The sequence below is a fragment of the Massilia consociata genome (genome assembly GCF_042432755.1).
Taxonomy (GTDB): Bacteria; Pseudomonadota; Gammaproteobacteria; order Burkholderiales; family Burkholderiaceae_D; genus Telluria; species Telluria consociata.
Genome location: NZ_JBHLWP010000020.1, coordinates 1 through 26,557, shown reverse-complemented (window position 1 = coordinate 26,557; position 26,557 = coordinate 1). Strand labels below are relative to the sequence as shown.

Annotated in this window: 20 protein-coding genes and 1 pseudogene; 8 read left to right on the top strand and 13 right to left on the bottom strand. The window is 62.9% G+C overall.

All coding sequences use genetic code 11. The annotated features are described in order from the left end of the window. Positions 1 to 26: 26 nt before the first annotated feature. The 4 genes from ACFFJK_RS20270 (at position 27) to ACFFJK_RS20255 (ending at position 4,568) form a co-directional block, all read left to right on the top strand. Positions 27 to 512: an Lrp/AsnC family transcriptional regulator gene (locus tag ACFFJK_RS20270; protein ID WP_379681490.1), complete on the top strand. Its 486-nt coding sequence runs from the start codon at positions 27 to 29 to the stop codon at positions 510 to 512. 91 nt (positions 513 to 603) lie between these two features. After that, complete coding sequence (locus ACFFJK_RS20265) at positions 604 to 1,731, top strand: branched-chain amino acid ABC transporter substrate-binding protein (RefSeq protein WP_379681489.1); 1,128 nt, start codon at positions 604 to 606, stop codon at positions 1,729 to 1,731. 19 nt (positions 1,732 to 1,750) lie between these two features. Beyond that, a complete protein-coding gene (locus tag ACFFJK_RS20260) occupies positions 1,751 to 3,586 on the top strand; it encodes a DUF885 domain-containing protein (protein ID WP_379681488.1) in 1,836 nt (611 codons plus the stop codon). A gap of 244 nt (positions 3,587 to 3,830) precedes the next feature. Then, positions 3,831 to 4,568 carry a hypothetical protein gene (locus ACFFJK_RS20255; protein WP_379681487.1) on the top strand — a complete coding sequence of 246 codons (738 nt, stop codon included), beginning with the start codon at positions 3,831 to 3,833 and terminating at the stop codon, positions 4,566 to 4,568. Positions 4,569 to 4,657: 89 nt separating this feature from the next. Here the strand turns inward: ACFFJK_RS20255 and ACFFJK_RS20250 are convergent, their stop codons facing one another. From ACFFJK_RS20250 to ACFFJK_RS20235, 4 genes are read right to left on the bottom strand one after another with little or no spacing between them, the layout of a single operon-like run. Further along, positions 4,658 to 6,346, bottom strand: coding sequence for a M14 family zinc carboxypeptidase (locus tag ACFFJK_RS20250; protein ID WP_379681486.1), 1,689 nt, complete (start codon positions 6,344 to 6,346; stop codon positions 4,658 to 4,660). Between the two features lie 28 nt (positions 6,347 to 6,374). Next, the gene (locus ACFFJK_RS20245) at positions 6,375 to 7,895 is read right to left on the bottom strand and encodes a sensor histidine kinase (protein WP_379681485.1); all 1,521 of its coding nucleotides are present in this window, start codon (positions 7,893 to 7,895) and stop codon (positions 6,375 to 6,377) included. Next, positions 7,892 to 8,863 carry a hypothetical protein gene (locus ACFFJK_RS20240; RefSeq protein WP_379681484.1) on the bottom strand — a complete coding sequence of 324 codons (972 nt, stop codon included), beginning with the start codon at positions 8,861 to 8,863 and terminating at the stop codon, positions 7,892 to 7,894. Before ACFFJK_RS20240 ends, ACFFJK_RS20245 begins: the two co-directional genes overlap by 4 nt. Positions 8,864 to 8,870: 7 nt before the next feature. Continuing rightward, complete coding sequence (locus ACFFJK_RS20235) at positions 8,871 to 9,521, bottom strand: response regulator (RefSeq protein ID WP_379681483.1); 651 nt, start codon at positions 9,519 to 9,521, stop codon at positions 8,871 to 8,873. A 322-nt stretch (positions 9,522 to 9,843) separates the two neighbouring features. Here ACFFJK_RS20235 and ACFFJK_RS20230 point away from each other — a divergent pair, with 322 nt between their 5' ends. The 3 genes from ACFFJK_RS20230 to ACFFJK_RS20220 all read left to right on the top strand — a co-directional run bounded on the left by ACFFJK_RS20230 (position 9,844) and on the right by ACFFJK_RS20220 (position 14,738). Further along, positions 9,844 to 10,515, top strand: a complete 672-nt coding sequence (locus tag ACFFJK_RS20230) for an energy transducer TonB (RefSeq protein WP_379681482.1) — start codon at positions 9,844 to 9,846, stop codon at positions 10,513 to 10,515. A gap of 145 nt (positions 10,516 to 10,660) precedes the next feature. Beyond that, positions 10,661 to 12,994: a M28 family peptidase gene (locus ACFFJK_RS20225; protein ID WP_379681481.1), complete on the top strand. Its 2,334-nt coding sequence runs from the start codon at positions 10,661 to 10,663 to the stop codon at positions 12,992 to 12,994. Positions 12,995 to 13,082: 88 nt separating this feature from the next. Then, positions 13,083 to 14,738 carry a M28 family peptidase gene (locus tag ACFFJK_RS20220; RefSeq protein WP_379681480.1) on the top strand — a complete coding sequence of 552 codons (1,656 nt, stop codon included), beginning with the start codon at positions 13,083 to 13,085 and terminating at the stop codon, positions 14,736 to 14,738. 56 nt (positions 14,739 to 14,794) lie between these two features. Here the strand turns inward: ACFFJK_RS20220 and ACFFJK_RS20215 are convergent, their stop codons facing one another. The 5 genes and pseudogenes from ACFFJK_RS20215 to ACFFJK_RS20195 form a co-directional block, all read right to left on the bottom strand. Further along, positions 14,795 to 15,490 (bottom strand): LamG-like jellyroll fold domain-containing protein, encoded by a 696-nt coding sequence (locus ACFFJK_RS20215; protein WP_379681479.1) that lies wholly within the window; start codon positions 15,488 to 15,490, stop codon positions 14,795 to 14,797. 56 nt (positions 15,491 to 15,546) lie between these two features. Continuing rightward, positions 15,547 to 16,068, bottom strand: a complete 522-nt coding sequence (sodC, locus tag ACFFJK_RS20210) for a superoxide dismutase [Cu-Zn] SodC (RefSeq protein ID WP_379681478.1) — start codon at positions 16,066 to 16,068, stop codon at positions 15,547 to 15,549. A 106-nt stretch (positions 16,069 to 16,174) separates the two neighbouring features. Then, positions 16,175 to 17,161: a helix-turn-helix transcriptional regulator gene (locus ACFFJK_RS20205; RefSeq protein WP_379681477.1), complete on the bottom strand. Its 987-nt coding sequence runs from the start codon at positions 17,159 to 17,161 to the stop codon at positions 16,175 to 16,177. Positions 17,162 to 17,263: 102 nt separating this feature from the next. Next, positions 17,264 to 20,014 (bottom strand): ATP-binding protein, encoded by a 2,751-nt coding sequence (locus ACFFJK_RS20200; RefSeq protein ID WP_379681476.1) that lies wholly within the window; start codon positions 20,012 to 20,014, stop codon positions 17,264 to 17,266. A gap of 94 nt (positions 20,015 to 20,108) precedes the next feature. Continuing rightward, a pseudogene (locus tag ACFFJK_RS20195) lies at positions 20,109 to 20,308 on the bottom strand (hypothetical protein); the annotation flags it as partial. Positions 20,309 to 20,475: 167 nt separating this feature from the next. Here ACFFJK_RS20195 and ACFFJK_RS20190 point away from each other — a divergent pair. After that, positions 20,476 to 20,742, top strand: a complete 267-nt coding sequence (locus ACFFJK_RS20190; protein ID WP_379681475.1) for a PAAR domain-containing protein — start codon at positions 20,476 to 20,478, stop codon at positions 20,740 to 20,742. 25 nt (positions 20,743 to 20,767) lie between these two features. Here ACFFJK_RS20190 and ACFFJK_RS20185 read toward each other — a convergent pair whose 3' ends face one another. The 4 genes from ACFFJK_RS20185 to ACFFJK_RS20170 form a co-directional block, all read right to left on the bottom strand. Continuing rightward, positions 20,768 to 21,046 (bottom strand): hypothetical protein, encoded by a 279-nt coding sequence (locus ACFFJK_RS20185; RefSeq protein WP_379681474.1) that lies wholly within the window; start codon positions 21,044 to 21,046, stop codon positions 20,768 to 20,770. 360 nt (positions 21,047 to 21,406) lie between these two features. Next, positions 21,407 to 22,009, bottom strand: a complete 603-nt coding sequence (locus tag ACFFJK_RS20180; protein WP_379681473.1) for a hypothetical protein — start codon at positions 22,007 to 22,009, stop codon at positions 21,407 to 21,409. A gap of 1 nt (position 22,010) precedes the next feature. Next, complete coding sequence (locus ACFFJK_RS20175; RefSeq protein ID WP_379681472.1) at positions 22,011 to 23,621, bottom strand: hypothetical protein; 1,611 nt, start codon at positions 23,619 to 23,621, stop codon at positions 22,011 to 22,013. Next, the gene (locus ACFFJK_RS20170; RefSeq protein ID WP_379681471.1) at positions 23,618 to 26,347 is read right to left on the bottom strand and encodes a type VI secretion system Vgr family protein; all 2,730 of its coding nucleotides are present in this window, start codon (positions 26,345 to 26,347) and stop codon (positions 23,618 to 23,620) included. The genes ACFFJK_RS20175 and ACFFJK_RS20170 overlap by 4 nt, the downstream gene beginning before the upstream one ends. Positions 26,348 to 26,557: the final 210 nt, after the last annotated feature.

Below are 26,557 nucleotides of genomic sequence, written 5' to 3'. Positions count from 1 at the left end.
GTTCTCCATATATCGATATAGGGAAAATGAATTCACTCGACAAGTTTGATTGCGCCATTCTTGCTGCATTGCAGGCAGACGCCACCCTCTCGATCTCGGGCCTGAGCGAAAAGGTCGGCCTGTCCAGTACGCCATGCTGGAAGCGCGTCAAGCGCCTCGAGGAAGAGGGATATATCGAAAGCCGGGTCAGCATCGTCAACCGCAACAAGGTCGGCCTGCCGGTGACGGTGTTCGTCAGCGTGCGCACGGCCGAGCACGACGAGAAATGGCTGGCGCGCTTCGCGGCGGCCGTGATGGCGCTGCCGGAAGTGCTCGAATTCCACCGCATGAGCGGCGACGTCGATTACCTGCTCAAGGTCGTCACCACCGACATCGCCGGCTACGACCGCTTCTACAAGAAGCTGATCAAGACCGCGCGCCTGACCGGCGTCTCGTCCGCCTTCTCGATGGAACAGATCAAGTGCACCACGGCGCTGCCGCTGGAACTGATCGCGCACGGGCTGCCTGCCTGATCGAGGCGCTGCAACGCCGCCATGAGGGTTTTATCGGGCGCGTTATTCGTGCGATGATGGCATCCGTTCGAATACAACGGAGACAACGGTAATGCCATCCAAATTCACCCTGGCGCCGCTCGCATTCGCGGCGCTGCTCGCTGTCCAGGCCAACGCTGCGGAACAAGTCGTCCGGATCGGCGTGAGCGGCCCGCTGTCGGGCGCCAATGCCTTCGCCGGCAAGGACAACGAGAACGGCGTGCGCCTCGCCATCGAAGAACTCAACGCGCAGAAGATCCAGGTGGGCGGCAATGTGCTCCGCTTCGAACTGCAGTCCGAAGACGACGGGGGCGACCCGAAACAGGGCGTGAACGTGGCCCAGAAGTTCGCCGATGCGAAAGTCAAGTTCGTGCTCGGCCCGTACAACTCGGGCGTGGCGATTCCCGCTTCGCGCGTCTACAACGACAACGGCATCCTGATGTCGACCGTCGGCACCAATCCCAAGATCACCCAGGCCGGCTACCCGACCGTGTTCCGCATTGTCGCCAGCGACACCCAGGTGGGCGGCTCGGTGGCGGCCTACGCCGCCAAGGAATTGAAGGTCAGGAACGTCGGCGTGATTGACGACCGCACCGCCTTCGGCCAGGGCATCGCCATGGAATTCAAGCGCCAGGCGCAGGCCAACGGCATCAAGGTCGCCGGCCACGAATACACCACCGACAAGGCGACCGACTTCGCCGCCATCCTCACTTCCCTGCGGGCCAAGCGCGTCGATGCGGTGTTCTTCGGCGGCTACGCGCCGCAGGCGGCCCCGATGGCGCGCCAGATGAAGGCGCTCGGCCTGAACGTGCCGCTGCTGGGCGGCGACACCCTGTGCAGCCCCGAGATGGCCAAGCTGGGCGGCCCGGCCGTCGGCGAGAACGTGCGCTGCGCACAGGCCGGCGCCATCGTCGCCAAGCAGCCGGGCGGACCGGCCTTCATCAACGCCTACAAGGCGCGCTTCAAGCGCGACCCGGACGTGTACGCCCCGTCGTTCTACGACCAGACCAAGTTCATCGCCCAGGCGATGAAGAGCGCGAACTCGACCGATGCCGCCAAGGTCGGCGCCGCCATGCACAGCATCAGCTACCAGGGCGTGGTCGGCACCTACGGCTATGACCCGAAGGGCAACCTGAAGAAGACCGCCGTCACGGTTTACACGTTCAAGAACGGCGCCCTCACGCCGCTCGCCAGCTACTGATTCACGAGGATATAACGACATGAAAGCACGCTTCGAGCTGGCCCGGCCCGCCGCCGCGGCACTGGCCGCGGCCGCACTGCTGGCCTGCGCACCGGGCGCCCTTGCCCAATCGGCTGCCCAGCCGGCTTCCGTCCCCACGCCCGCCTCCGCCACCGCCACGCCGGAAAGCCGGCAGATCAACGCGCTGGCCGACGAGTACTATGAATCGCTGGCGCGCTTCGAGCCGGTCTGGGCCACCGAGAACGGCGACAGCCGCTTCAACGACCAGCTCGGCCTGTCGATCTCGCCGAAACTGCGCGAGCAGCAGTTCGCGCGCTACCGCGACTACCTCAAGCGCTTGTCAGGGATTCCGCGCGAGCGCCTCGGCACCCGCGACCAGACCAGCCATGACATCCTGAAGTTCGAGCTCGAGTCGGCGCTGCGCCTGGCCGCCTTCCCCGAGCACCTGATCCCGATCGACCAGATGATCAGCATGCCGGTGATTCTGGCGAACTATGCCGGCGGCCAGGGCGCCCAGCCGCTCACCACGCCGCGCGAGTACCGCGCCTACCTGAACCGACTGGCCCAGCTGGTGCCGCACATCGACCAGTCGATCGTCAACATGCGCGAAGGTGTCAAGCGCGGCGTCGTGCAGCCGCGCGAACCGATGCAATCGGCCCTGCCCCAGTTCAAGCAGCTGGTGGCGGGCAAGACGGAAGAAAGCATCTTCTACACGCCGATCAAGAACATGCCGGCCAGCTTCACGGCGGCCGAGAAGCGCAGCTTGAGGGAAGCCTACCGCAAGACCATCGGCAACAAGCTCAATCCGGCCTTGAAACGCCTGGCGACCTACCTCGAGAAGGACTACCTGCCGAAGACCCGCACCAGCGCCGGCTGGAACGCGCTGCCCGGCGGCGCTGCCTGGTACGCCGCGCGCGTGGCGGCGATGACGACGACCGACCTCACGCCGGACCAGATCCACGAGATCGGCCTGAAGGAAGTGGCGCGCATCCAGGGAGAGTATGCCGTCACCGGCCCGAAGATGGGCTACACCGGCCCCGCCGCCGGCCTGCCGCGCTGGGTATCCGAACAGCCGAAGTTCAAGCCCTTCACCTCGGACCAGCAGGTGATCGAGGTCTACCGCGAGCTCGACGCCAAAGTGCGCACCAAGCTGCCGGCCCTGTTCACCCTGATGCCGAAGTCGCCGCTCGACCTGCGCCTGGAACCGGAACTGTCGCGCGCCACCGCGTCGGACCACTACACCCCGCCGGCGGTGGACGGTTCGCGCCCCGGCGTGTTCTGGTCGGTGGTGAACGACCCGAAGCAGTACGGCAGCACCGGCATGGTCACGCTCTACCTGCACGAAGGCCAGCCGGGCCACCACTTCCACATCGCGCTGGTGCAGGAACTGGGCCTGCCGAACTTCCGCAAGTTCGGCGGCAACAACGCCTTCACCGAAGGTTGGGCGCTGTATGCCGAGACCCTGGGCAAGGAGATGGGCCTGTTCGAGAAGCCGGAAGATTATTTCGGCCACCTGAACGACGAAATGCTGCGCGCGGCGCGCCTGGTGGTGGACACCGGCCTGCATGCCAAGGGCTGGAGCCGCGACCGCGCCATCACCTATTTCCAGGACACGCTGGGCTACTCGGAGCACGAGGCGCGCGCGCAGATCGAGCGCTACATGGTGTGGCCGGGCCAGGCGCTGGGCTACAAGATCGGCTCGCTGAAGATCATGGAACTGCGCAAGCGCGCGCAGGAGGCACTGGGTAATAAATTCAGCCTGCCGGAATTCCACAAGGTCGTGCTGGAGGAAGGCACGCTGCCGCTGGCGGTGCTGGAGGCGAAGGTGGATCGGTGGATTGCCAACGCACAGTAGATACCATACTAGAGTAGACACCCTTCAAAAATAACGATAAATGGCGGTTAGGCTTCGTACGTATGCCTATTGCCGCCATGTTTCTATTCGCCTGTCACGACACTGATTTTGGCCCCCAACCCAGCAAGGTTTCACAACAGTGCCGTAGGTGTCTGTTCCATACCGCCAAACTCCCCATTAACTCCTTGATCTAACAATGTTCTACTTGGTCCTGCTTGTAATTGGGATTTCCTTTATTTGGGAGATGAGCTTTACTGACGGGGGCGCCTCATCCATATTTCGCACCAGCTTTGGCGGCCCAATGTGGGGCGCAGCCACGCTCTACCTTTATGATTTCCAGCTAGCGCTGCGTGGAAAATGCTCCCCTTATATGATTGAATTTTATTCGGGGATAAAGAAAGACTTATTTAGCTGCTTTACGGTAGGACTAACGTTAGCACTACTCTTCTTTTTAGCACCTAACAAATATAACTTTTCGAATATCGATCTCGCCTTTTTAGGCATGCCATTTTTGGCTGTTAGTTTTTTTGATGTACTTACCCTAAGACACTTAGAGATTGGGAAAACTAGCTTGCTAAAGCGGCCAATATATGGCCTCTTAGCACTTCTTGTAACCGGGTACGTCTTGTTTTTTCACTGGGCGTACGAAATATTCACCAATACTTATTCGCAATCTCAAGCATTGTGGATGCAAATAACAATTTTTGCGACAGGCCTATATGCTTTCATCGCATCAAAGTTTCTGCTTTTTGCGTTGAACAAGGAACGGCTTGAAATTTTCCCTAGTCTACGCAAAACGTTATGCATAACCGAACGAGGGAAACGCATCTTTGATAGCTTTGAAAGTGCTGTCGAACAATGGAATACGGCAGTAGAAAAACAAAAAATTGCGGACATCAATGCTGACAAGGAAGCGGCGAAAGCAAAAGACGAAAAGAAAAAACAAAAAGAAAAAAAGAAAAGAAAGAATAGAAGGCGTTAGCCAAAGATGTTCGGCCTCGGCATTGAACCGTTCGAGCACCGAACATCTTTTAAGATTATTTTTACATGAAACAGAATTAACAGCACCAGTTAGATTAGCATGAACACCGGATACCGCCTCCACTCCGGCTCGCGATAGCGCTCGCAATTCGCGAAGATAAAGTCCAGCACCGCCTCCTGCTTGCCCAGCAGCGCCGGATTGGCTTCCTTCCACGTCGCGAACTTCGCCGCCAGCGCCGGCTCGTCGTTCAGCAATTCCAGCGCGTGGTCCTCGAACACGTAATCCGAATACGCTTCTTTCTTCTCCAGCACGCTGTTGAAGAAACCCCAGCGGAAGAAGCTGTCGTGGCCCAGCGGTTCCAGCGTCTCGACCGCATAGCGGGCATTGTCCTGGTCGAGCGGCACGATGACGTCGCCCGCGCGCAGCGCTACCCGCGCGCGGCGCTTTTCCAGCACCACGTCGTCATGGAACATGTGGCCCTCGTAGGCGTTCGGGCGCGAGGCCACCGACACGATGTGATAGTAGTCCACCTCCTCCATGCGATCCGCTTCGACACGTTCCATGCGCACGCCGTTCCACTGCAGGCGTTCGATCGCTTCAACCCACTGCTGCGGCACCACGTAGGCGCGCGGTGCCGGCACGTGGATATCGGCCGGGAAGCGGTTGTACCAGGCGATGTCGCGCTCCCACGGCTTGGTCCGGTCGTACCACAGGCGCGCGTACGTCCCCAGCACGCTCGGCTTGTACCCGGCCTCGTAGCCCTTGAAGCGGAAGGTCGACGGGTTCCCGGTATCCATCGCCCAGTGGATCGGCCATTCGGTGCGGGTGCCGCTGGCCCCCTTCGCTGCGCGGCGCAGCGCCTGGATCTGCTCCGCGTTGCGCACCGTGAACTCGAGCGCGGTCTCGACCAGCGCGCGCATCGATTCGTAGCGGTCCTTGAACGGCTTGAGCATGTGGGTCTCGGGCATGAAGCCGATCGTGTGGTGCAGGGCCGCGTAGCCGGTCGAGAAGCGGGCGGTCTCGAGGAAGTCGGCGATGCCGTCGTCCGGGCTGTCCTTGACCGGGTTCACGTAGGGGCAGGTCGGCCAGCCGCGCGCGTCCATGCCGGCATACATCGCCGGCAGCATGGTCGAACGCAGGAACTCGCCCAGTTCTCCGCCCAGCTTGTCCGGCTGGGTGTGGATCAGGGTCATGGTGTAGCTGTAGTCGGCGCCGTTGGAAGTGTGGGTGTCGACCATCACGTCCGGGTCCCAGGCCGAAAACAGCTTGTTGAACGCCTGGGCGGTGCGCGAATCGCACTTGACGAAGTCGCGGTTCAGGTCGAGGTGGCGGCTGTTGCCGCGAAAGCCGAACTGCTCCGGGCCGTCCTGGTTCACGCGCGAGGTGTTTGCGCGGTTCAGGCTGCCGTCGACGTTGTACAGCGGGATGAACAGGAACACGGTCCTGCCCAGCGCGGCCAGGCGCTGCGGCTGGGTGCAGAAATCGCGCACCAGCGCCATGCAGCCATCGACGCCTTCCGGCTCGCCCGGGTGGATGCCGTTGTTGTTGAAGAACACCGGGCGCCCGGCGCGCTTGATCTCGTCGCGGTCGAATACGCCGTCGCTGCTGACCACGCCCGCGTGGATCGGCACGCCCGCATCCGACACGCCGACCTGGTGGAAGCGCAGCACGTTGGGGTAGCGGCGCGCCAGGTCTTCGTACCAGGCGATGCAGTCGGCCAGCGTGGTGGTCTGGTTCAGGTTGCCTTTTTCGTAGGGCGTCAGCAGTTCGTTCGACATGATTGCTCGTGTTGGTTAAGCCGGACCGTTACGATACAGGATTCGGCGCGGAAATTGGCGCCGTCAGGGGCAAGGTGATGGCCACCACGGTGCCGCCGCCGGGCCGGGAGCGCACGTCCATCACCCCGTGCACCGCGTACACGCGTTCGCGCATGCCGATGATGCCGATGCCCTCCGAGGCGCTGGCCGGATCGAAACCGTTGCCGTCGTCGGCCACCACGATGCGCAGCGTCTGCGCGCCCTCGTCGAGCACCAGGCGCACCTGGGCCGAGGAGGCATGCGCGTGCTTCATCACGTTCGACAGCGCCTCCTGCACGATGCGGTAGGCCGAGATGGCCAGCTCGTTCGACAGGCGCGCGAAGTCGCCTTCGCCGTGGAACTCGAAACTGCAGCCGGAACTGCCGTCGTAGTGGCGCACCATCTCTTCCACCGCGCCGTGCAGGCCCAGCATGTCGAGCACTTCGGGGCGCAGGCGCCGCACCAGGCGGCGGCCGTTGGCGTACAGGTCGAGCGCCAGCTTGGTGATGGCCTGCGACTTGCGCCCGATCTCCTCGATCTCCGGGCTCGGTTCCGCCTTCGCCGCCCTGGCGGCCAATGCGCCGATGGACTGCGCCTCCAGGCGCGCGGCGATCAGGGACGCATTGAGCTCGTCGTGGATCTCGACCGCGATGCTCTTGCGCTCGTCCTCGATGATCGAGTTCACCTTCTGGATCAGCTTGCGCTTGTCGGCGTCGGCGCGCAGCGCCTCGTTGCGCGAGGCGAGCAGGTCGCGCGTGCGCTCGGCCACCTTGTTCTCGAGGTCGCGCTTGGACTCGTCCAGCGCCTGCGCCATCTCGCCGATCGAGGCCTGCAGTTCGCCGACCTCGCCGCCGGTCTTGACCGGCAGGTGCACCCGAAAGTCGCCGTTGCGGATGCCGCGCAGCGCGCCGATCGCTTCGCGCAGCGGCACCGTGAGCGAACGCGCCAGCACCCAGGCCAGCACGCCGCTGGCCGCCAGCGCCAGCGCGGCGATGCTCATCTCGAAGCGGAAGCGCCGGGTCTGCTTGTCCATCATGTTCGAGGGCGACATCGTCACCCGCACCCAGCCCACGACTTCGGTGGTGAGCGTCGGCGGGCGCAGGGCGCTCGAGGCCGAGACGTGCGGGGTGCCGTTGTCGGTGAACAGGTTGATCCACACCACCTGCTTCTTGATCGGCGCCTCGTAGTAATGCGGCTGGGCGTCGCGCGCCGATTCGGAATCCACGCGCACGGCCTGGCCACCGTCCACGCCCACCACCTCGACCCGGTAGATGCTGCGGTCCGACTGCACCAGGCCGTTGATGGTCAGGCGCAGGTCGGACAGGTTGCCCGAGATGACGTTGTATTCGCTGGTCTCGGACAGCGCGCGCGCCAGGATGCGCCCGCGCTCGGCCAGTTCGTCGGCCACCTGGGCGCGGTGCGAATAGTACGAGTACCACACGAAGGAGGTGAACAGGAAGGTCACCGGCAGCATGGTGATGAAGGCCATGCGCCGGCCGATGCTCCAGCCGCGCCAGAATCGCAGGGTCATGGCTTGTCTGGCTGGGGCGCAGCCGAGGGCTCGGGCGAACTCGCAGGCACACCCGCACGCGGGCGCGCCGGCAGGCGGGCAAACTCGCGCGCTGCGTTGGTGACGCGCAGGTCGAGCGAACGCGCCACGCCTTCGTTGACCACGGTGCGGAAGTAACGCGGGAACTGCGGCGGCGCCAGCTCGCCGGTGGCCACGAAATGGGCAGCGATCTCGGCCACCTGGGTGTTGATGTCCTCGATCTCGGAATAGGTCGTGGCCAGCGCCCCCACCTTCACCATGTCGGCCGAGAAGCCGATCACGCCCTGCTTGCGGCGGTAGGTCGACAGCAGGATGTTGCGCACGTTTTCCGGGTTGTACACGTCGCCGTCGGGCAGCGCCAGCAGCACTTCGGCGCGCGTCATGCGGTTCAGGGTGTGGTTGATGTCGTCGCCGCCGGCGAACAGCTGCACGTCCACGCCCGCTTCCAGCGCCGGACGCAGGAAGGCCGTGTCGGGGCCGAGGATGGTGCCGACCCGCGCCGGGCGCCCGTACAGCAGCGCGGCCAGGCGCAGCTGGTCGGTCGGCGCCGGCTCGGCATACACGGCGGTGTAGCGGGCGGCGCGTCCCGGCGGCAGCTTGGCCGTCAGCGAGCGCCAGACCTGGCTGGACGTGAACGCCGAGATGACGACGCAGTCGCAGCGGCGCGAGACCGCGTCGCGCAGCGCCGTGGGGCCGATCGCGACGTACAGCATGCGGTGGCGCTGGGCCAGCTCGGTACGGAAAGCGGCGAAGGTCGGCAGCAGGCGCTTGTACAGGTCTTCGGCGATGCGCCGGGTGACCTCGCTGTCGTCGCCGGTGATGATCTGCGAACGAAAGCCCATCGCCTCGTCGTCCTTGAGTTGCTCCGCATGCGCCGCGCCGCCCTGCACCATCCCCATGCAAAGCGCGAGCGCAGCGGCAGCCGCGCGCATGGTCCGCTGGTAGCCCATGGATCGCTTACGGCTCGATCAGGCCGTGCTTCACGGCCAGCAGGGTGATGTTGGCCTGGCGGTGCACGCCGAGCTTTTCCTTGATCGACTGGCTGATGTTGCTGATGGTCTTGGTCGACAGGTCGAGCCGTTCGGCGATCTCCGCATTGGTCAGCCCTTCGGCCATCAGCTTGAAGATCTCGAGCCCGCGTTCATCGAGCTGCGACTGCGGCGTCACGTCGCCGCGCACCGCCATGCTGGCCAGGCGCGAGGCGATCTGCGGCAGGAAGTACAACTTGCCGTCGTGCGCATGGCGCACCGCGGTGACCAGGTCGGACGGGTCGCAATCCTTGGTGACGAAAGCATGGGCGCCGAGACGGTAGGTTTCCTTGATCAGGCTGTCCTGGTCGAACTGGCTCAGGAAGATGATCTTCGCGCGCGGATCGTCCTTCAGGATGCTCTGGGCGGCATCGAGGCCGGTCAGTTCGGTCCCGAAGCGCATGTCGAGGATGACGACGTCGGGCTGCTGCGCCGCGTACAGCGTCACCGCTTCGCTCGGGGTCTTGGCCTGCCCCACCACCTGCATGCCGGCCGCTTCGAGCGACATGGCAAAACCGGTCATGACGATCGGATGGTCATCCGCGAGCATCACGCGGATCGGTTTTTTCTGTTCGGACACCAGTTCACTCCTGTTTTTGGACCCGTTTGTTGGCGTACTGACAGTCGCTTGCCACTTTCTGGCAGCGGAACCTTCCAGCCAACGGAAAGGACACGGGTTGTAAGGGGATTATTTCATACAACGGGATTCGATGCGAGTGCCCTGCCATTCCCTGCAGATACCGCCACAGCTTGAAAAGAGAAGTAAAAATTACCATCAAACCGCTTTACTTATTGCTAGCACCTAGCATATATTGATTCCACAAGCTGATCAGTTGCATATCTTTCCTCAAGCAAAAAATCTTGCGCCCCTTTTGCCGGACGCGATAACAAAGGAGATCGCCATGCACTTCTCGCAACTCAACGATGGGACCGGCGGCAAGGCCGGCAAGTTCGCCCTCGTCGCCGGCCTGCACGTGCTGGTCGCCATGGGCGTCATGAACGCGATGCATGCGAAGAGCATCCAGTTGCCGGCCCTGCTCGAAGAACCGATTGCCTGGATCAAGCCGGAAGTGCCGCCGCCGCCACCGCCCCCTCAACCGCCGCAGCCGCAGGCCAGGGCCGTCGAGCCGACCATCGCGGTGCCGGCGCCCGAAATCGACACGCCGCTGCCGCCGATGGAAGAAACAATCCAGGCCAGCACCGAGCCCGAGCCGATGCCTGAGCCGGCCCAGCCGGCGCGCAGCGAAGCGCCGCCTGCCCCACCCACGCCTGCCGGCAACGCCAGCCCCGGCCAGATGCGCAGCGCCGTACTGGCCGACGCCAACAGCTGCGCCAAGCCGGACTATCCGGTCAGCGCGGCGCGCAATGGCGACAGCGGCACCGTCACGCTGGCGCTGATGGTCGGACCCGACGGCCGGGTGCAGGATGCGCGCATCCAGAGGTCGAGCGGCCATCGCGACCTCGACCGCGCCGCGGTGAACGCCCTGAGCCTGTGCCAGTTCAAGCCGGCCATGAACAACGGCATCGCCGAAGCCAGCTGGGCGCAGATCGCCTATGTCTGGACCCTCGAGTAACGCGCGGCACATCAGGTTTTCCGTTTCCCTTCTTCGCCCGCCGCCGCCTTTCAGGCCGGCGGGCTTTTTTTCGCCTTTTTCAGGGAGACCTTCGCACCGACACGCCTGCCGTACCCACAACAACACGAATAATGGAGAGAGCATCATGCATACCGCTGGAATTCCCGCGCCGCCGCCGCGCGCCCTCGGCCTGGCCGCACTGGCGGCCGCCTGCTTGACCCTGCTGGCGCTGGCCTGGCTGGCCCTGGCGCCTACCCGCCAACTGCCTGCGCCGGCTGCGCCACCCTCCCCTGATCGGATGATGGAGCACGTTGCCACCCTCGCCGCGGCGCCCCGCCCCATCGCAACGGATGCCAACGCCAGGGCGCGCGACTACATCGCCGACCAACTGCGCGGCATGGGCCTGGCGCCGCTGGTGCAGACGGCGACGGTGCAGAAGTCCACCCTCCGTCCGGGAGGCGGCACCCACATGACGCTGGGCGTGGTCCACAACATCCTGGCGCGCCTGCCGGGCAGCGCCCCCGATGCCATGCGCCGGCCGGCGCTGCTGCTGGCCGCGCACTACGACACCGGCAAGACGACGCCGGGCGCGGCGCGTTCCGGCGCCCAGGTGGCGGCGCTGCTCGAAACGGCGCGCGCGCTGCGCGCCGGGCCGGCGCAGTTGAACGACATCGTGCTGCTGTTCGCGGACGGCGAGGACGTCGGCGGCCTGGGCGCCAAGGGTTTCGCCGAACAGCATCCGTGGGCGCGCCAGGTCGGGCTGACGCTGAAGTTCGACAGCGCGGGCAGCAGCGGGCCGCCGGTCCTGTACGACGCCAGCGGCGCCGGCGGGATGGTGCTGCGCGGCCTTGCCGGCGCGGCGCCGGACATCGCCGGATCGTCGCTGATGGCGCGGCTGCGCAAGCTGTTGCCGGACACGCCGCGCATCGGCCCGCTGGCGGCGATCGATGCCCCTGCCCTGCTGTTCGTGAACAGCGGCCGGCGCTTCGGCGGCGAGCGCACGCTCGACAGCATCGACCGCCTCGACCCGGCCATGCCGGCGCAACTGGGCGAGACGATGCTGCATCTGGCGCGCCACTACGGCGACGCGCCGCTGGTCCGCGGCAAACGGGGGGCGCACTCGGTGTTCATGCTGCCGCTGGTGGGCGCCGTCCAGCACCCTGCGATCCTGTCCTGGGGCCTGGGCGCCCTGGGCATCCTGCTGCTGGCGCGCGGCTACCGCGACGCGCTGGCCCGGCTCGACACCAGCGTGGCCCCGCTGGTGCAGGGTTTCTTCGGCGTGGCCGTGCTGCTGCTGGCCGCGCGCATGTTCCTGTGGGAGCGGCGCGACGCGCTGGCCGCCATGACGCAAGCGCCCACCGCCGAGCCGGCCCTGGTCCTGCTGGTGAGCGGCGCCTGCCTGTTCATCGGCAGCCTGTACCTGCTGGGCAGGCTGGTGGGTGGCGTACCGGTCTTCCTGGGAGCGATGGCCTGGCTGGCGGTGGCACTCGTGTCGGCGCTGCTCGCCGCGCCGGAGACGGCGTACGTGCTGGCCTGGCCGCTGGCGGCGGCGCTCGGCGCCTTCACCGTCCTGGGGGCGCCGGCGGCAACGATGGGTTTGCCGGCGCGCGCCGCGCTCGTCGCCGCCGCCCTGGCCGCTGCCCTGCTGCTGTTCGTGCCGGCGCTGCGCGACGCCTGGACCGGGCTGGCGGCGCCCCACGGCGTGTATGTGCCGGCCCTGCTCATCGCCCTGATGCTGCTGTGCTTTGCCAGCCTGCTCCTGCTGCTGCCTGTCGGGCGCATCGTGGCCGCCGTGCTGGGGCTGGTCTTCGCCGCCTGCCTCGCGCTGCCGGTGCCAGGGCCTGTACCGGATGCAGCGGCTGGCCCCGTGCCGCGGGAACGTCCGGCGCAGGAGCCGAACCGCCTGGTCTACTTCAAGGACATGAACAGCTGGCGCGCCTACTGGCTGCTGCCGCCGCAAGCGCTCGACGCCTGGACCAGGCAGCTGTTTCCCAATCTTGACCGTCCCGCCATCCAGGTGGACGTCTTCGGCTGGCACAGCCCGCGCCGGTGGTACGCGGTCGCGCCGCGCGAGGACCGCATCGCCTTTCCCGAAGCCTTCGTGCTCAGGAGCCCGGCACTGGCCTTCTCCACCGAGCAGCAGCGTACGACGCCGGTGATGCGCCAGGTCGAATTCACGCTGCGCTCGAAGAACCGGGCGCCGCACATCGAGCTACGGGCGGCCGGCACCCGGCCGTGGCGCTCGACCCTCGACGGCCGCCTGCTGACGTCGGGGGAAAGCGCGTGGTCGGTGTCGCTGTACGGGATGGGCGAGCGCCTGCTGCGCTTCACCCTCGATGCCCCGGCCGACGACGTGCTGGCGGTGGTGGTCGAGGAGCGCATGCCGGGGCTGCCCGAACACCTGCTGCCGCCGGGCGCGCCGCCGTTCATGCCGGGGACGGGCATGACGATCTCGTCCGACGTGTTGCGGTTTTACTGAGCAGTTGGCATACAATGCCAAGCGCACACCATGCACGCCGTGCACACCCCACGCATCACGTCATTATCAACTTACGCAGCAGGATTCCATGCACAAGATCGTCTCCTCCGTTGTCCTTACCGCCCTCGCAGGCAGCCTGGCACTGGCCTACCCGGCCCACGCCGCAGGCGCCGGCGCCACCCGCGCGCCGCAGTCCGCACAGGCCGCAACCGTCAAGGAAGCGCCGCTGCGCGCGCACCTGGCCTTCCTGTCGTCCGACGTCGTCGAAGGCCGCGGCACCGGCCAGCGCGGCGGCGAGCTGACCGTCACCTACCTCGAAACGCAAGCCGCCGCGATCGGCCTGCAGCCAGCCAACAACGGCAGCTTCCGCCAGCCGGTCAGGATCGCCGGCGTGCGCTCGCTGCCGCAGAAGAGCAGCATCGGCATCATCGCCGGCGGCCAGCAGCTGCCGCTGCAGTTCGGCCCGGACTGGGTCTGGGGCCCGGGCGACGCCAAGGCCGACCACATCCTGGACGCGGAACTGGTCTTCGTGGGCTACGGCATCGATGCGCCGGAAGAGAACTGGAACGACTTCAAGGGCCAGGACCTCAAAGGCAAGGTGCTGGTGATGATGGTGAACGATCCGAAGCCGACCGCTGCGGAACCGAAGCGCTTCAACGGCGAAGGCCTGACCTACTACGGCCGCTGGACCTACAAGCTGGAAGAAGCGGCGCGCCAGGGCGCGGCCGGCGTCCTGCTGATCCACACCGACGCCTCGGCCTCGTACGGCTGGAGCGTGGTGCAGAACAGCTGGGCCGGCGCCGAGCGCTTCCAGCTGGCCGAGGGCAAGCTGGGCACCGGCCTGCAGGGCTGGATGACCGACGCCACCGCGCGCAAGCTGTTCGCCGCCGGCGGTCAGGACCTCGACAAGCTGCGCGCGGCGGCTGAAGACAAGAACTTCCAGCCGGTGGCGCTGAACGCCCGCGTGAAGGGCGAGGCGCGCGCCGAGGTGCGCACGCTCAACGAGTTCAACGTGGCCGGCGTGGTGCCGGGCACCGACCCGAAACTGAAGGACGAGCTGGTGGTGTACAGCGCCCACTGGGACCACATGGGCAAGCAGGGAACCGAGGGCGACACCATCTTCAACGGCGCCGTCGACAACGCCTCCGGCACCGCCGCCCTGCTGGCGATGGCGCAGGAAGCCGTGCGCAACCCGGCCAAGCGCAGCCAGATGTTCCTGTGGGTCGCGGCCGAAGAGCAAGGCCTGCTGGGCAGCGCGGCCTATGCCGAAAAGCCGCTGTGGCCGATCGAGAAGACCGTCGCCAACCTGAACCTGGACAGCCTGAATTTCGTGGGCCTGGTCAAGGACGTGAGCACCCCGGGCAGCGAGCGCTCCGACCTGGGCGCGATGGCCGCGGCCACCGCGAAACAGATGGGCATGACGATCGCCCCGGCGCGTCCCGACCTGGCCGGCGGCTACTTCCGCAGCGACCACTTCAGCTTCGCCAAGGCCGGCGTGCCGGCGTTCTCGGTGGGCGCGGGCAGCACCTGGGTCAAGGACAAGGAAGCGAACGACGCCAAGCAGAAGTCCTACCGCGCGCGCTACCACCAGGCCAACGACGAATACGATCCGAACTGGGACCTGTCGGGCATGGTGCAGCAGGCGCAGTTCACGCTGAACCTGGGCCGCATGGTGGCCGATTCGCCGAAGGCGCCGCAGTGGAAGGCGGGCGATCCGTTCGGGAAGGCGCGCGCCGCCAAGTAAGCGCTTGCCTCTTGCGCAGGGTGGGCGGCATCGCCGCCCACCCTGCGAAAAGCGGCTCAGCTTTTGCGGCGCCGCGTCCAGCCTACCAGCGCCAGGCCGGCGCCCATCAGGCCCAGCGACGCCGGCTCGGCGACCGCCGTCGGCATCGGCAGGGCCTTCACTTGCGCCGCACCGAGCGCGTTGTCGTACACGTGGATGAAGTCCACCGCGCCCGGCGCCGCTTCGCCGGAATGGCTGCCGCCGTTATCCTTGAAGAAGTACAGGAAGTTCGTGCTGAGCGCAGCGATGTCATTGGTATCCGTCAGGCTGAAGACCAGGTCGCCGTTCTGGTAGAGCGCGAACAGCTTGTCGCTGTCGCGCGTGATCGTCATGCGGGTCGGCGCCCTGGCGGCGACGCTGCCCCCGGTTGTGCGGTAATCGTACAGCCGAAATGCGCTGCCTTCGGTGTACAGCCCGCTATCCGATACCTGTTTCTTGAAGTCGACGAGGCGCCGGAAACCGCCGATCTCGTCGAGGCGGAACGCCATGTCGATCGTGTAGCTATCCAGGTGCTTGTCCAGTTCCAGGTACAGGCCCTGGTTGGCCCCGAACACGTACTGGCCGGCTTCCAGCTTGCCGCCGAGCGTCGAGAGCGTCTTGCCGGACCGGGCGTCCTGGAGCGAGCCGTTCAGGTCGAACTGGTGGATCAGCGCTGCGCGGCTGTCGAGCGCGACGAACAGCAGCGCCGTCGCCATCAGGTGTTGAAATTTCATTTCAGAAAAGCCTTTAACTTGAAATTTTATTTCACCCCTGATGGCATCAGGGGTGGCTATTGAATCACGCCGCAGGCGATGCGCGCGCCCCCGCCGCCGAGCGGCGCAGGGTGGTCGGCATGGTTGTCGCCGCCTGCATGGATCATCAGGGCCTTGCCCTTGACGTCCGCCAGCTTCAGGCGCGGCGACAGCACCGGATTGCTTGAAGCGCCCTTCTCGTCCACGGTCAAGGCCGGCAGGTCGCCCAGGTGGCCGTCGCCCCACGGCAGGCCGTGCTTGCCGGTCTTGCCCGGGTCGAGGTGGCCGCCGGCGGCGCCCGCAGGCACCGGCTTGCCGTCCTTCTGGTTCGGTCCGCAGTTGCCGTTCTCATGCACGTGGAAGCCGTGCAGGCCGGGCGGCAGCCCGGTGAGCGCAGGCGTGAACACGAGGCCGTAGCGCGTTTCGCTGATGGTGACGGTGCCGACGTTGGCCCCCTCCCCCTTCTCGGTCGCCATCTTCATGGTGACCTTCATGTCGGCGGCATTGGCAACGGCGCAGCTGGCACCCAGCAGGACAGCGCACATCCAGCGAATCTTCATGACAAGCTCCTTCGAGATTCAGTTGAGATAATAAAAAGCCAAGCAAGTGTATTCCATCCCCTTCCATGGGGGGTGTTCCGGACGAGCAGCCGCAGGCCGGGGCCTCCTACAGGCGCGAGACCGGAGGGCGCAGGATTGCCAGCAGGCCGGCTTCGGAGGTGCAGCCGAGCTTTTCGTAGACGGCTTTCACGCAGTCGCGCAGCACGGCGTCGCTGACATCCATGCGCGACCTGGCCGCCTCCCGTCCGCCTCCCACGCCCATCCAGAACGCCACCTCCATCTGCTGCGGCGACAGCTCGACGCTGCCCAGCGCGCGCCAGATCCGCAGCGGCATCGGCACCACGAATTTCAGGAAGATGCCGACGGTGCGGCTGTGGATGGCGGCGCAGGAACCGGCGCTCATCCACTGCGCGCGCGCCTCCAGCACGCCGCCGGCCAGCTCCAGCGCGCCCGCCGGCAGGCGCCACGGATAGCGCTCGCCGTACACCACCGACTCCACCAGGCGCAGGCAGAACGGCGGCAGCATGCGGCGGTCGAACACCTGCTGCTCCTGCGAGGCCAGCTGGTCGAGCAGCGCGCCGGCCGAGTCGCTCAGGAACAGGATGTCGCCGTCGGTGGTGGCCAGCAGCATGGCCTCGTCCTCGATCATGCCCGACAGGCCGTGGCCGACCGCATTGCGCAGCGCATGGTCGAAATAATTGGCCACGCGGCCGAGGTCTTCCGCATCCTCCGTGTCGAAGGACGGGCCCTCATTGCGCAGCAGCGTGAGCGTGCCGAACGGGCTGGAAGCCGGGCCGAGGCGCACCTCCAGCACGTGAAGGGCCTGCGCGCGCAGCTGCGCCGGGTGCAGGCCGGTAAACGCCGCCGCATCGCCATAAAAGTAGCCGTTGGGCGGCGGCAGCACGCCCAGCACCTTCGCCTCGATGCTGTCTTCGGGCGCCCGTTCGGCGTGCAGGAACAGCTGGGAAGCGCTGTTGGGGATCAGCTCGCGCACCAGCGCCAGCGCGTCGGGGATGAGGGTCATCAGGTGCAGGCCGCCGGAACACAGGATCCGCAGGCGCGCCCACTGGCGGCTGTTCTTTTTACGGGACACGGAGCTAGGATTGATGACAGGAATTCAACAATACTGCTGACTTACGGTAGTAAAGTCAAGACAGCTAAGTCAACGCACCGTCAGCGCACCGTCAGCGCACCCTCAACTCACATCGGCAACATCCGGTTCCGCCCTGGACTGCTTGTTGGCCGGATCGCACTGCGGCAGCTGCGCCAGGATATCGGCCAGCGCGCGGAACTCGACCGGCTTGACCAGGTGATGGTCGAAACCGGCCTGCCGTGAAAGGTCGCGGTCGCGCGCCTGGCCGTAGCCGGTGAGCGCGATGAAGGTCGCCTCCGGGTGGTCGCGGCGCAGGCGGCGCGCCAGCTCGTAGCCGGTCATGTCGGGCAGGCCGATGTCGAGGATAAAAGCCTGGGTGCCGGCGATGTCACTGGCGGCGAGCGTGCGCACGCCGTCCTCGAACACGCGCACGGTGTGCCCCTGCGCGCGCAGCAGCACCGCGAGCGACTGGGCGGCGTCGACGTTGTCGTCGACGATGGCGAGCTGACACGACGCCACCGCGCGCGCGGCGTTGCGCAGGCGCGCCGGCGCCTGCTGCACGACGCCGTCGGCCAGCGGCAGCAGCACCGATACCGAGGTGCCCAGGTTGGGGCCATCGCTGTGCGCCTCCACCTGGCCGCCGTGCATCTGCACGATGCTTTTTACCAGCGCCAGGCCGATGCCCAGTCCCCCCTGCGAGCGGTCCGGCGTGCGCTCGGCCTGCGTAAACAGGTCGAACACGTGCGGCAGCAGCTTGGCGTCCATGCCGGTGCCGTTGTCGAGGACGGTCAGGCGCGCCTGCTCCGGCCCGGCTTCCAGGCGCAGCGCGATGCGCCCGTTCGGCGGCGTGTACTTGGCCGCGTTGTTGAGCAGGTTGACCAGCACCTGCACCAGGCGTGTGCGGTCGCCCGCCACGATCACCGGCAGGTTCGGCGCATCCACGGTCAGGGTGTGCTGGCGCGCCTCGATGTGCGGGCGCGCCTGCTCCACGGCGGCGCGCACCACGGCGTTCAGCTCCAGCGTCTCGGTCTCGAGTTTGACGAGGCCGCGCGTCACGCGCGAGACGTCCAGCAAATCGTCCACCAGCTCCGTCATGTGGCGCACCTGGCGCGAGATGATGTCGCCGGCCTTGCGGCGCAGGTTCTCGTCGGCGCCCGGCATCTTGATCAGCTGGGCCGCGTTGGTAATCGGCGCCAGCGGGTTGCGCAGCTCGTGCGCCAGCATGGCCAGGAACTCGTCCTTCATCTTGTTGTGGCGCTCGGCCTCGGCGCGCGCGGCGCGCTCGCTGGCGAGAATGCCTTCCCGCTCCTTGGCCGCGCGCTGGGCCATGTCGTACAGGCGCGCATTGTCGATCGCCACCGCGGCCTGGGCCACGAAGCCGCTGATGAGCTGCTCGGTGCGCTCGTCGAAACGGTTCGGCTCCGGATGGCCGAAGAACAGGCCGCCCAGCACCTCGCCCGAACGCGAGCTGACCGACGCGGCCAGGTAGCTGCGCACCGGCAGGTGGCCCTTCGGCATGCCGTAGTGCGGCCCTATCTTGCCGTAGCGCGGGTCCTTGGTGATGTCGTCGCTGCGGATCGGCGCGCCGCCCTCGAAGGTCGGGCGGAACACCTCGGTGGGACGCGGGTGGCCGAAGCCTTCGAAGGCGTCGCGCGGCGCGCCGCTGAGCGTGTACAGCAAGTAAGCGTCGCCGTTGCTGTCCTTGCCGTTGTAGAAGAAGGCGCCGAACGCGGCGCCGGTCAGTTCGGTGGCGGCATCGGTGACCGACTGCAGCAGCGTATCGATGTCGAGCGTGGACGCGAGCACGCTGCCGGCGCGGTTCAGGAGTTCGAGCACGCGCTTTTCCTCGCGCAGCGCCTCCTCGGCGCGGATCCGGCGCAGCGCTTCCCAGGTGCGCCGCGCCAGGTCTTCGGCCAAGGTGCGCTCGTCGTCGGTCCAGCGGTACGGATGGTCCTTGTACAGGAAGCCGGCGCCGTGCAGGCGGTTGCCGTCCTTGAGCGGAATGACCATCACCGAATGGATGCCGAGCATGAGGCAGGGCTTGGCGACGGCGGCGCATTCCGGGTCGGTCGACACGTCGTCGATGCAGATGGTGGCACCCGCGTACAGCTGCCCGAGCTGCGCCGGCGACAGCATGTCCACCGGCAGCGTGCCTTGCGCGCCGCCGGTCTCGAAACCGTCCTTCCATTCCTCCTTCACCGTGAAGGTGCGCTTTTGCTCGTCGAGCTCGACATAGGCGACGTTGGAATTGGTGAAGTACTCGCTGGCGAGGCGGATGGTCGCCTTGAGCATCGGGCCGAACTCGGTCTCGTGGCGCAGCGTGTCGGCCAGCCGGAGCTGGTAGGCATGGCGCCGCTCGCCCAGCACGGCCCTGGTGATCTCGACGAAGGTGACCAGCACGCCCTCGACCGTGCCGCTGTCGCCGTAGATCGGGCTGTACGAATGGCTGAAGTAGCAGGTCTCGCTGTAGCCGTAGCGGTTGATCGTCAACGGCAGCGCATCGGACCCCATCGCCTGCCCCTGGCGCACCTGCTCCCACATCGGGCCGATGACCGGCCAGATCTCGGCCCAGGTGACACGCGAATCGTTGCCGAGCGCGGCGTCCTTCTTGGCGCCGAGGATGGGGACGTAGGCGTCGTTGTAGAACTGGACGTACGAATCTCCCCACGCGAGGTAGGCCGGCAGGCGCAGGTCGAGCACGGTGCGCACGGCGCTTTTCAGGCTCTGCGGCCAGCCGGCGACCGGGCCGACGGCGGTGGTCTCCCAGGGGAAGGCGCGCATCTGGCGCTCCATCTCCGACATAGTCAAGGATGCGCTTGCGGCGTCCGGGGTCGCGTCAAAGGGCCAGGGCATGGTGCTCGGTGGGCAAGGTGTGGATAAATCGTTAACTCAGCTGTGGATCATAGCAGTCATTACAGGGGATGGGCGTACGGATGAGTTAAGTAATAGGACCGTCGACGATCATCTCGCCACCACTTGACCGTCGTGCACCAGCACTTGTTTGTCTTTGGTGATCAGGGGGCTCGTGCTTGTTGTCGTCCATGTCAGTGATTTCCAGACGCTCCTTGCCCTTGGTTTCCTTACCGAATGCCACAGCACTGATGACGTCTACCAGCATACCGCGTCTTTAGGCGAATGTTCGCGAAACCGTCCTACAGCAAGCGATTGACCGATAGCCGTTCGGGACACAAATGTTGTTCGACGCCAGCACTAGAGTACGCGCGTCCATGTACGCTTCAATTTGACAAGAACCTCGCTTGCTATCAGGCAACCAACAACTGAATTAAAAATTTAATTACTGACGAGGAACACATATGGCACTACCAATCGTCCGCTTGGGAGACTCTACATCACATGGCGGCAAAGTCATTTCAGCGTCGACTACGCATTTCATCAACGGAATAGGAATTGCCCGGGTTGGAGATATGATTACCTGCCCACTAGCTGGGCACGGCATCAATAGTATTGTCGAAGGTGCTGCGACGTATCTGGTGGGTGAGCGTATGGTCGCCTTGCACGGTCACCGTTGCGCTTGCGGGTGTACCCTGATTTCTAGCTTAGTGACGGCCACCTATGGATAAGCACAGGAGGTTTAGCCAAACAAACTCATTCTGAATATTTTTCAACTATTCGCCTATCCGCAACCGACATTAATTCGATAAACACAGGAAGAAGTAAAGAATCAGACTTCATGCAGGACAGGTTCCATATTGCAGCGAGCTTCGCCTCATCTCGCAAAGAATTGTTTCTCGACAATCCTTTCACGATTAGCTGTGCATGGCCTGCATCAGCCAGAAACAATTCATTAACACTTTCCTCAGAACCTCCAGCCTCCACAATTTTCAGGAGGTAGTTAAATGCTACTGTTCTTTCTTCCTGGTTCATTTCTGGGCGTAGCGCGCTGTTGAGCGGCTAACTAAATTTTTGATAAGGCAAGCTGAGATTCTTCATGCAGGAATGATTTCGTCCTGCACAGTCCCCAGCAACCTCTAAAATTTTGCCTTCTGAATCCATAAACACAAATATGCTATAGTGATTACCCACATCATCGAATCCGATGAATTTAACAAGATCGCCTTTTTTCAGATCAATCAGGATCCATTAGTATGCGATACTCCTCACTTGGTTTGATGCTCAGCTCATCTAGCTGTCACGAATTATAGAAATTATAGTGGGTGATTTTCTTCATTTCGAACTTCCTACCCATCCCGATACGTGGATATTGGGGTTTTCACAAAAAAGAGCTTAGGTTTTAGAGAAAGCAAACCGCTCCAACTCAGCGATGGCCCTCCTTTTAACCTGATCACTATCGCTGCGCAACCTATCCATCAAATTTTGGTAATTTTGTTCTTCGCTTTCAGTTTGACGAGGAACCTTGAGTGAACTCAGCAAATTTCGGCTTGCTCTTGCTACGGCACTAGCATTAACTTCCACCAAAATAACTTGCTTGAAAAATTCTCGCGTTACCTCGTTCGCAGGAGTGCGACCAATAGCGTCTACGACAAGAGGCTTCAAACCATCTGCATAGTTTGCATAATCCTCTATCATGTGTTTCTGGTAGAGCAACTCCCCAGAGTGCTTCACCAACTGCTCCTGTAGTTTATAAACATGGGCATAAGAATTCCCTCGTAATTGCTCTTCTTTTTGTTTTACTACGGTCAGAGCTCTTTCTGGATCAAGAAAGAAGAGCCATTCAGCGGACCAAGGAAGTTCTGTCACCAACAACTTGAAAACGATTTCTTTCTCCTGACTGTCTAGCCCAACGAATGCGTCCCGACTGTACCCATCAGCTTTTTCACTACCTGTCATCTCAAACTGCTTCATAAAATTTTCGAACGCCAATGTCATTTTACCCTCCTCCAAATAGTTTTTTAGCAACCTCCCCGCCAGGCTCTACTTCAAGCGACTTTACCAAATTACCTGCACGGTCCATACCATAAATATTTATAGAGGTCACCTTACCTTGATCAACGATGGTCGGCCACTCATAATCTCGCCAAATATCCCCCCCGCGCGGAAACTTCTTCTCAAAATCTTGAATAACGTCGATTTTCCCCGCCGCGTCACCCGAATATTTAGCCGACACACTGCCCCAAAAGTCCGGCCCGCGAGGTTCAACGCCAATGCCGCCCCAAGAGAACGTATTATTCAAATCTTCCCACCCATCAATGACGCTTCCACCCGGCGTTTGCTCTAAGATGGTCTTCCCTTTTTCCTTTGCCATCTTCGCGGCTAGGTCTTTGTTCCCGGACCAAAACATTTTTTCCTTGTCAGAGGTCACGTCCAATCTGTTTATTATCGCATCCATTGCGGCCTGCTTTTCCGCTGATGTCTTGGCCTCTTTGGCTGCATCTACATAAGGCTGTAGAATTTTTTGAGCTTCGGCGATTTTACCTTCCTTAGCTAGTTGCGTTATCCGCTCCCGGTCAGCCGCTACAGCAGCATCAGCGACAGTTTGCTTTTTCGAATTCGTGCCCTCATCAAGTGGCTTGATGGGGTCTGGTTTGTCCTTTATTGGCTCACCGGGAACTAGTTTTGATTTGCTTTCTAGTTTGACTCCGCGTTTTGTCTTCTCCAAAACCGTTGTGTCCGAAGCCTGATTTTGTGTCTTTGCCACGACGTTACCCGGCGTATCTCGTACCCGCTGTTGGGTAGGTAGCTTTGCAACAGCCTTATCAGCTTGTGTTCCCGTAGCTACCGTATGCGCTTCCTTCGGCGCTGTCTGCGCCAGCACTTTTTTAAGCCGCGCGTCGAGTTCAGCCAGCGCTCTGGGTATCTGCCTGAGCGCATCCTGCTGTACCTTGTAAAAGCGATTCTCCCATTCTGCGAGTTTTGCAATCGTGGTCTTGACGGCATCGAAATACCGCAGGTTTTCAAGATGCGTGCGCAGTGCTTTGACAATCTCGAGAAGCTTGCCGGTGACTTGATTCATCGCTGTGAGCAGAGCTTTCTCGTAGCGCGCGAATTTCACGGCGCGTAAGAACTTCAGGACATCACCCTTGATGAACTTCTGCAGAAATCGCACCAGTTCCACCAGCTTTGACGCTTCCTTGATCAGCAGGAGCATGACGGCACGCAGAGCTGCGCCAAGCTCCGAGCCCGCGATACCGCCGACGACGGCGCCTGCGCCCAGCGCAGCGGCGCCAGCCGCTGCCATTGCGAACGGCAGGGCCAAGACGATCAGGCAGGCACAAAGGAGCACCCATTCCATAAGGTCATCGCGCTTTTCGGGATGGCAAGCCAGTCGCAGGATGACAGCAACCGCGTCACGGGCGCTAGTGACGAGAACAACCCCCGGAACGAAGCTGATCAGCATGTCGGCCACGACGGCCGAGAGTGGTCGGTTGTCAGCAAATTCCCCCAAGAGGACGGAATTCAGCCAATTAACTCCTCCGACAACCGTGTCCCAGGCATCTTGGAGAATGGTGTCTTGATCTGGCGGTAAAGGTCTTGGGCTCATGCTTTACCTTTCTTAACGCCGATGCTTGAGACCCAGTTCAGTAACTCGTGGATATCCTCATCCAGTTCGGCCGATACGGTGGAGCTTGCCTGCAGCGGCTTGTAGTCATATTCGATCTTCGCTGCCGTACCAGCAGGTACATCACTGATCCGAGCAATGCCCTGCGCATCGAGTGTGCCCTTACGAATGCTGCCGTCGCTCAACGTCGCCTTGTATGCAGCACCTGCCAAGGGTTCGCCCCAGTCCGTCAAATGCCGGAATTCGATGTCGGTCTTTTCCAGCGCGGCCTTGGGCACATGCGGCATCACATAAGAAGTCTTTGCCGGGCCTGGCATGGTGTGCATTGAGGCGTGTGCAGTCCACTTGCCTGACGTGCTGTTCGTAATGCCGGAAGCATTGATTTTTATAGAAGACCCGCCCGCGGAGATCGTGACCTCTTCCTTTGCATGGATTTCAATCCGGGAAGTTGTCGACAACAAGCGCAGGACTTTTTCCGCAATGATGTCGAGATCGTTGCCCTGTGCCTGTATATCGATTTTGCCCTTGGCTGCGAACAGCTTGATTCCCGCGTTATAAGCGAACAGACTGATCTTTTCAGCGACGCTGGCGAGAAAGCTTTTACCCACCGCCATATTCGTATCCATACCGGACGATAGGGTCACATCGGTACCCGCATGAACGTGCGTGCCCGTGTTGCTGGCAAGCCCAATCCCCGCCGGGGATCCGGCCAGCAGGACCGGCTCCTTGAAGCGGTTCGCGCCTCCTTGCCCTTCGCCTTCATAGCGGTCTTCGGTCGCGTCGATGAATTGCTTGAGGGCATCCTGCCCGCCAAGCGGTTCTGCGCCTGCCTTGGACGCCGTACTGGACAGGTTTGCGGCGAGCGACGCAGCCGCCTTGAGCTGACTGGTGGATTCCGTCGCATCGAGCTGTGTTCCTTGCGCACCAGGGCGACCGAAGGTGCTGATATACAGCCCCTTATTCGTGACGATGCCGCCGAAATCGTCAGTGCTGAGCGCGAAACCGGTTCCGAAAAATCGACTGCGTTCGTTGCCTCGCTGGGTAACCAGATAGCCAAGGTTCAGCTGAGCATGGGTGCTGCTGCTGTAGAGATGCGCCCGGTTTTGATTGGTCGTGTCGTCAAAAACCAGCTGGTTAAAGCCGCTGCCGTTGAGTTCCTTGGACTTGAAACCAGAAAGCCGCCCATCGGTATGCCATTGCGGAATCTGGTCTTCGTTATAGAGCCGTCCCGTCACCACAGGCCGGTCCACGTCCCCATTCAAGAAGGTAACGATGACTTCCTGGCCAATGCGGGGAATGTTGATCCCGCCCCAACCCTGGCCCGCATTCGGGTAGCTGACGCGTACCCAGCACGATGCCCTGTCATCGCCGGGGTTCTGCCGATCCCATCGGAACCAGACTTTGACGCGGTTGAGACGATCCGTATGGACCTCTTCGCCAGCAGGCCCGACGACAACGGCAGTCTGCGGATGCAAGTCCGGCTTGGCGTGCTCCGCCGGACTACGAAAGGGAATCTTGCGCCGTTGGACTTCAAAACAGTTGAAGCAATGGCCGGTGTCTTTGCTCTCCGGTGCATCGCCACGACCAATGGCGGCTTTGAACGCTTTCACTTGCGATGAGAGACTGCCGGGAACATCCCTCAATTTGTCCGACACCGGCAAATTGTTTTCAATGCACCAGTCAAGGGCAATGACGACGAACTGGCGGTCTTCCTCCGGATCCTCCCGATGGGCCGGGTGATCTTCAAGCGTGAACCAACTGCCCGCGCGTAGATTACGCACACTGGAAACACCATGGAAGCGCTTCATGCTTGATTCCCACTCTTCCACACGGATACGCGCTTGCCTGTCTCCCTGCTCCCGCTTTGAATAGGTATAGGCGCCCGTGTATTCGTATACTTCCAACTGGCTGGGCAGCTCGCCGTGTTCCGTCAGCACGGAGACATTGCATTGCTTTTGCTCGTTGGGCGACTTGTAGTCGTCAGTTCGAGTGGTGAACTGATACGGAGCCACGCTTCGGCTTGTGCTCCAGTGTCCAATTTCCTGGAGCTCATCCTCGGTGCCTGCGCTGTGGAAGCGAATCTGCTGAGTCGGAACAGGTGGGAGTCGATAAGTCGTGTCAGTAATGACAAAGACGTGGCCGGATCCGTCTTCCGCTTGCTTGTGGTAGCCGTACCATCCCTCCTCTTCCATCAATCGGTGGACAAAGTGCCAATCCGTCTCGTACTGCGTGCAATACGAGCGCGGAACCGCTGGCTGGATCAACTCAAAACGAAAATTTCCTGCCGCTTGAGGATGTGCGGAGAATACTTCGGCCAGGATGTCATCGGCTGCCTTGTCCTGCCATATCCGGGCGTCCTTGCGAAATTTCAGAAAGTACAGCCACGGCGCAAACGACATCTGGCAAAACGTGAGTTGTCCGTCACTGCCCAATCGTTTGATCGTGTGCACATAACCACTGACGGGTAGGTAGCTTCGATCTGGTTGTCGTAGCCAGAGGGTGACCGGCTTGGCGATGAGCTTCTTGAGTTCGATATCGTCACGTACCGATACGAGATCGACCGTGTATTCGTAACTTCGTCCAAGACGATCATGCGCAAGGACGCGTTGTGGCAGGAGGATATCGTCGCCGAGGGGAGTATCCAGCTTTAGCAGACGGTCGCGCTGGGAAAGCAGCGCTTGATCGAAGAATCTGGTCGGATCAGCCATCGGAGGAGCCACCTTATCTCTTGTTCAACTCGCTTAAGAACAAAGAGCTATTGTGTCTGCTGGACTGAACCGATGAGCAATTACTTGTTTAGTTTCGTGCGATCATGTTCCTCGCCGTAGTTGGCCTTTGTTCCGTGCAAAGGCTATGCTGGGCGACTTGATTGCTGGGTTCAGCAGTCCCGGCATTCAATCGCACCAGGAGCAGTTGGC

Bases quoted from the DNA above. Each gene is read 5' to 3' on its own strand.
- ACFFJK_RS20230 (WP_379681482.1), top strand. From the start codon at position 9,844: ATGCACTTCTCGCAACTCAACGATGGGACCGGCGGCAAGGCCGGCAAG.
- ACFFJK_RS20270 (WP_379681490.1), top strand. From the start codon at position 27: ATGAATTCACTCGACAAGTTTGATTGCGCCATTCTTGCTGCATTGCAG.
- ACFFJK_RS20245 (WP_379681485.1), bottom strand. From the start codon at position 7,895: ATGACCCTGCGATTCTGGCGCGGCTGGAGCATCGGCCGGCGCATGGCC.
- ACFFJK_RS20180 (WP_379681473.1), bottom strand. From the start codon at position 22,009: ATGACATTGGCGTTCGAAAATTTTATGAAGCAGTTTGAGATGACAGGT.
- ACFFJK_RS20175 (WP_379681472.1), bottom strand. From the start codon at position 23,621: ATGAGCCCAAGACCTTTACCGCCAGATCAAGACACCATTCTCCAAGAT.
- ACFFJK_RS20250 (WP_379681486.1), bottom strand. From the start codon at position 6,346: ATGTCGAACGAACTGCTGACGCCCTACGAAAAAGGCAACCTGAACCAG.
- ACFFJK_RS20190 (WP_379681475.1), top strand. From the start codon at position 20,476: ATGGCACTACCAATCGTCCGCTTGGGAGACTCTACATCACATGGCGGC.
- ACFFJK_RS20170 (WP_379681471.1), bottom strand. From the start codon at position 26,347: ATGGCTGATCCGACCAGATTCTTCGATCAAGCGCTGCTTTCCCAGCGC.
- ACFFJK_RS20240 (WP_379681484.1), bottom strand. From the start codon at position 8,863: ATGGGCTACCAGCGGACCATGCGCGCGGCTGCCGCTGCGCTCGCGCTT.
- ACFFJK_RS20220 (WP_379681480.1), top strand. From the start codon at position 13,083: ATGCACAAGATCGTCTCCTCCGTTGTCCTTACCGCCCTCGCAGGCAGC.
- ACFFJK_RS20265 (WP_379681489.1), top strand. From the start codon at position 604: ATGCCATCCAAATTCACCCTGGCGCCGCTCGCATTCGCGGCGCTGCTC.
- ACFFJK_RS20255 (WP_379681487.1), top strand. From the start codon at position 3,831: ATGAGCTTTACTGACGGGGGCGCCTCATCCATATTTCGCACCAGCTTT.
- sodC (WP_379681478.1), bottom strand. From the start codon at position 16,068: ATGAAGATTCGCTGGATGTGCGCTGTCCTGCTGGGTGCCAGCTGCGCC.
- ACFFJK_RS20215 (WP_379681479.1), bottom strand. From the start codon at position 15,490: ATGAAATTTCAACACCTGATGGCGACGGCGCTGCTGTTCGTCGCGCTC.
- ACFFJK_RS20260 (WP_379681488.1), top strand. From the start codon at position 1,751: ATGAAAGCACGCTTCGAGCTGGCCCGGCCCGCCGCCGCGGCACTGGCC.
- ACFFJK_RS20200 (WP_379681476.1), bottom strand. From the start codon at position 20,014: ATGCCCTGGCCCTTTGACGCGACCCCGGACGCCGCAAGCGCATCCTTG.
- ACFFJK_RS20185 (WP_379681474.1), bottom strand. From the start codon at position 21,046: ATGAACCAGGAAGAAAGAACAGTAGCATTTAACTACCTCCTGAAAATT.
- ACFFJK_RS20225 (WP_379681481.1), top strand. From the start codon at position 10,661: ATGCATACCGCTGGAATTCCCGCGCCGCCGCCGCGCGCCCTCGGCCTG.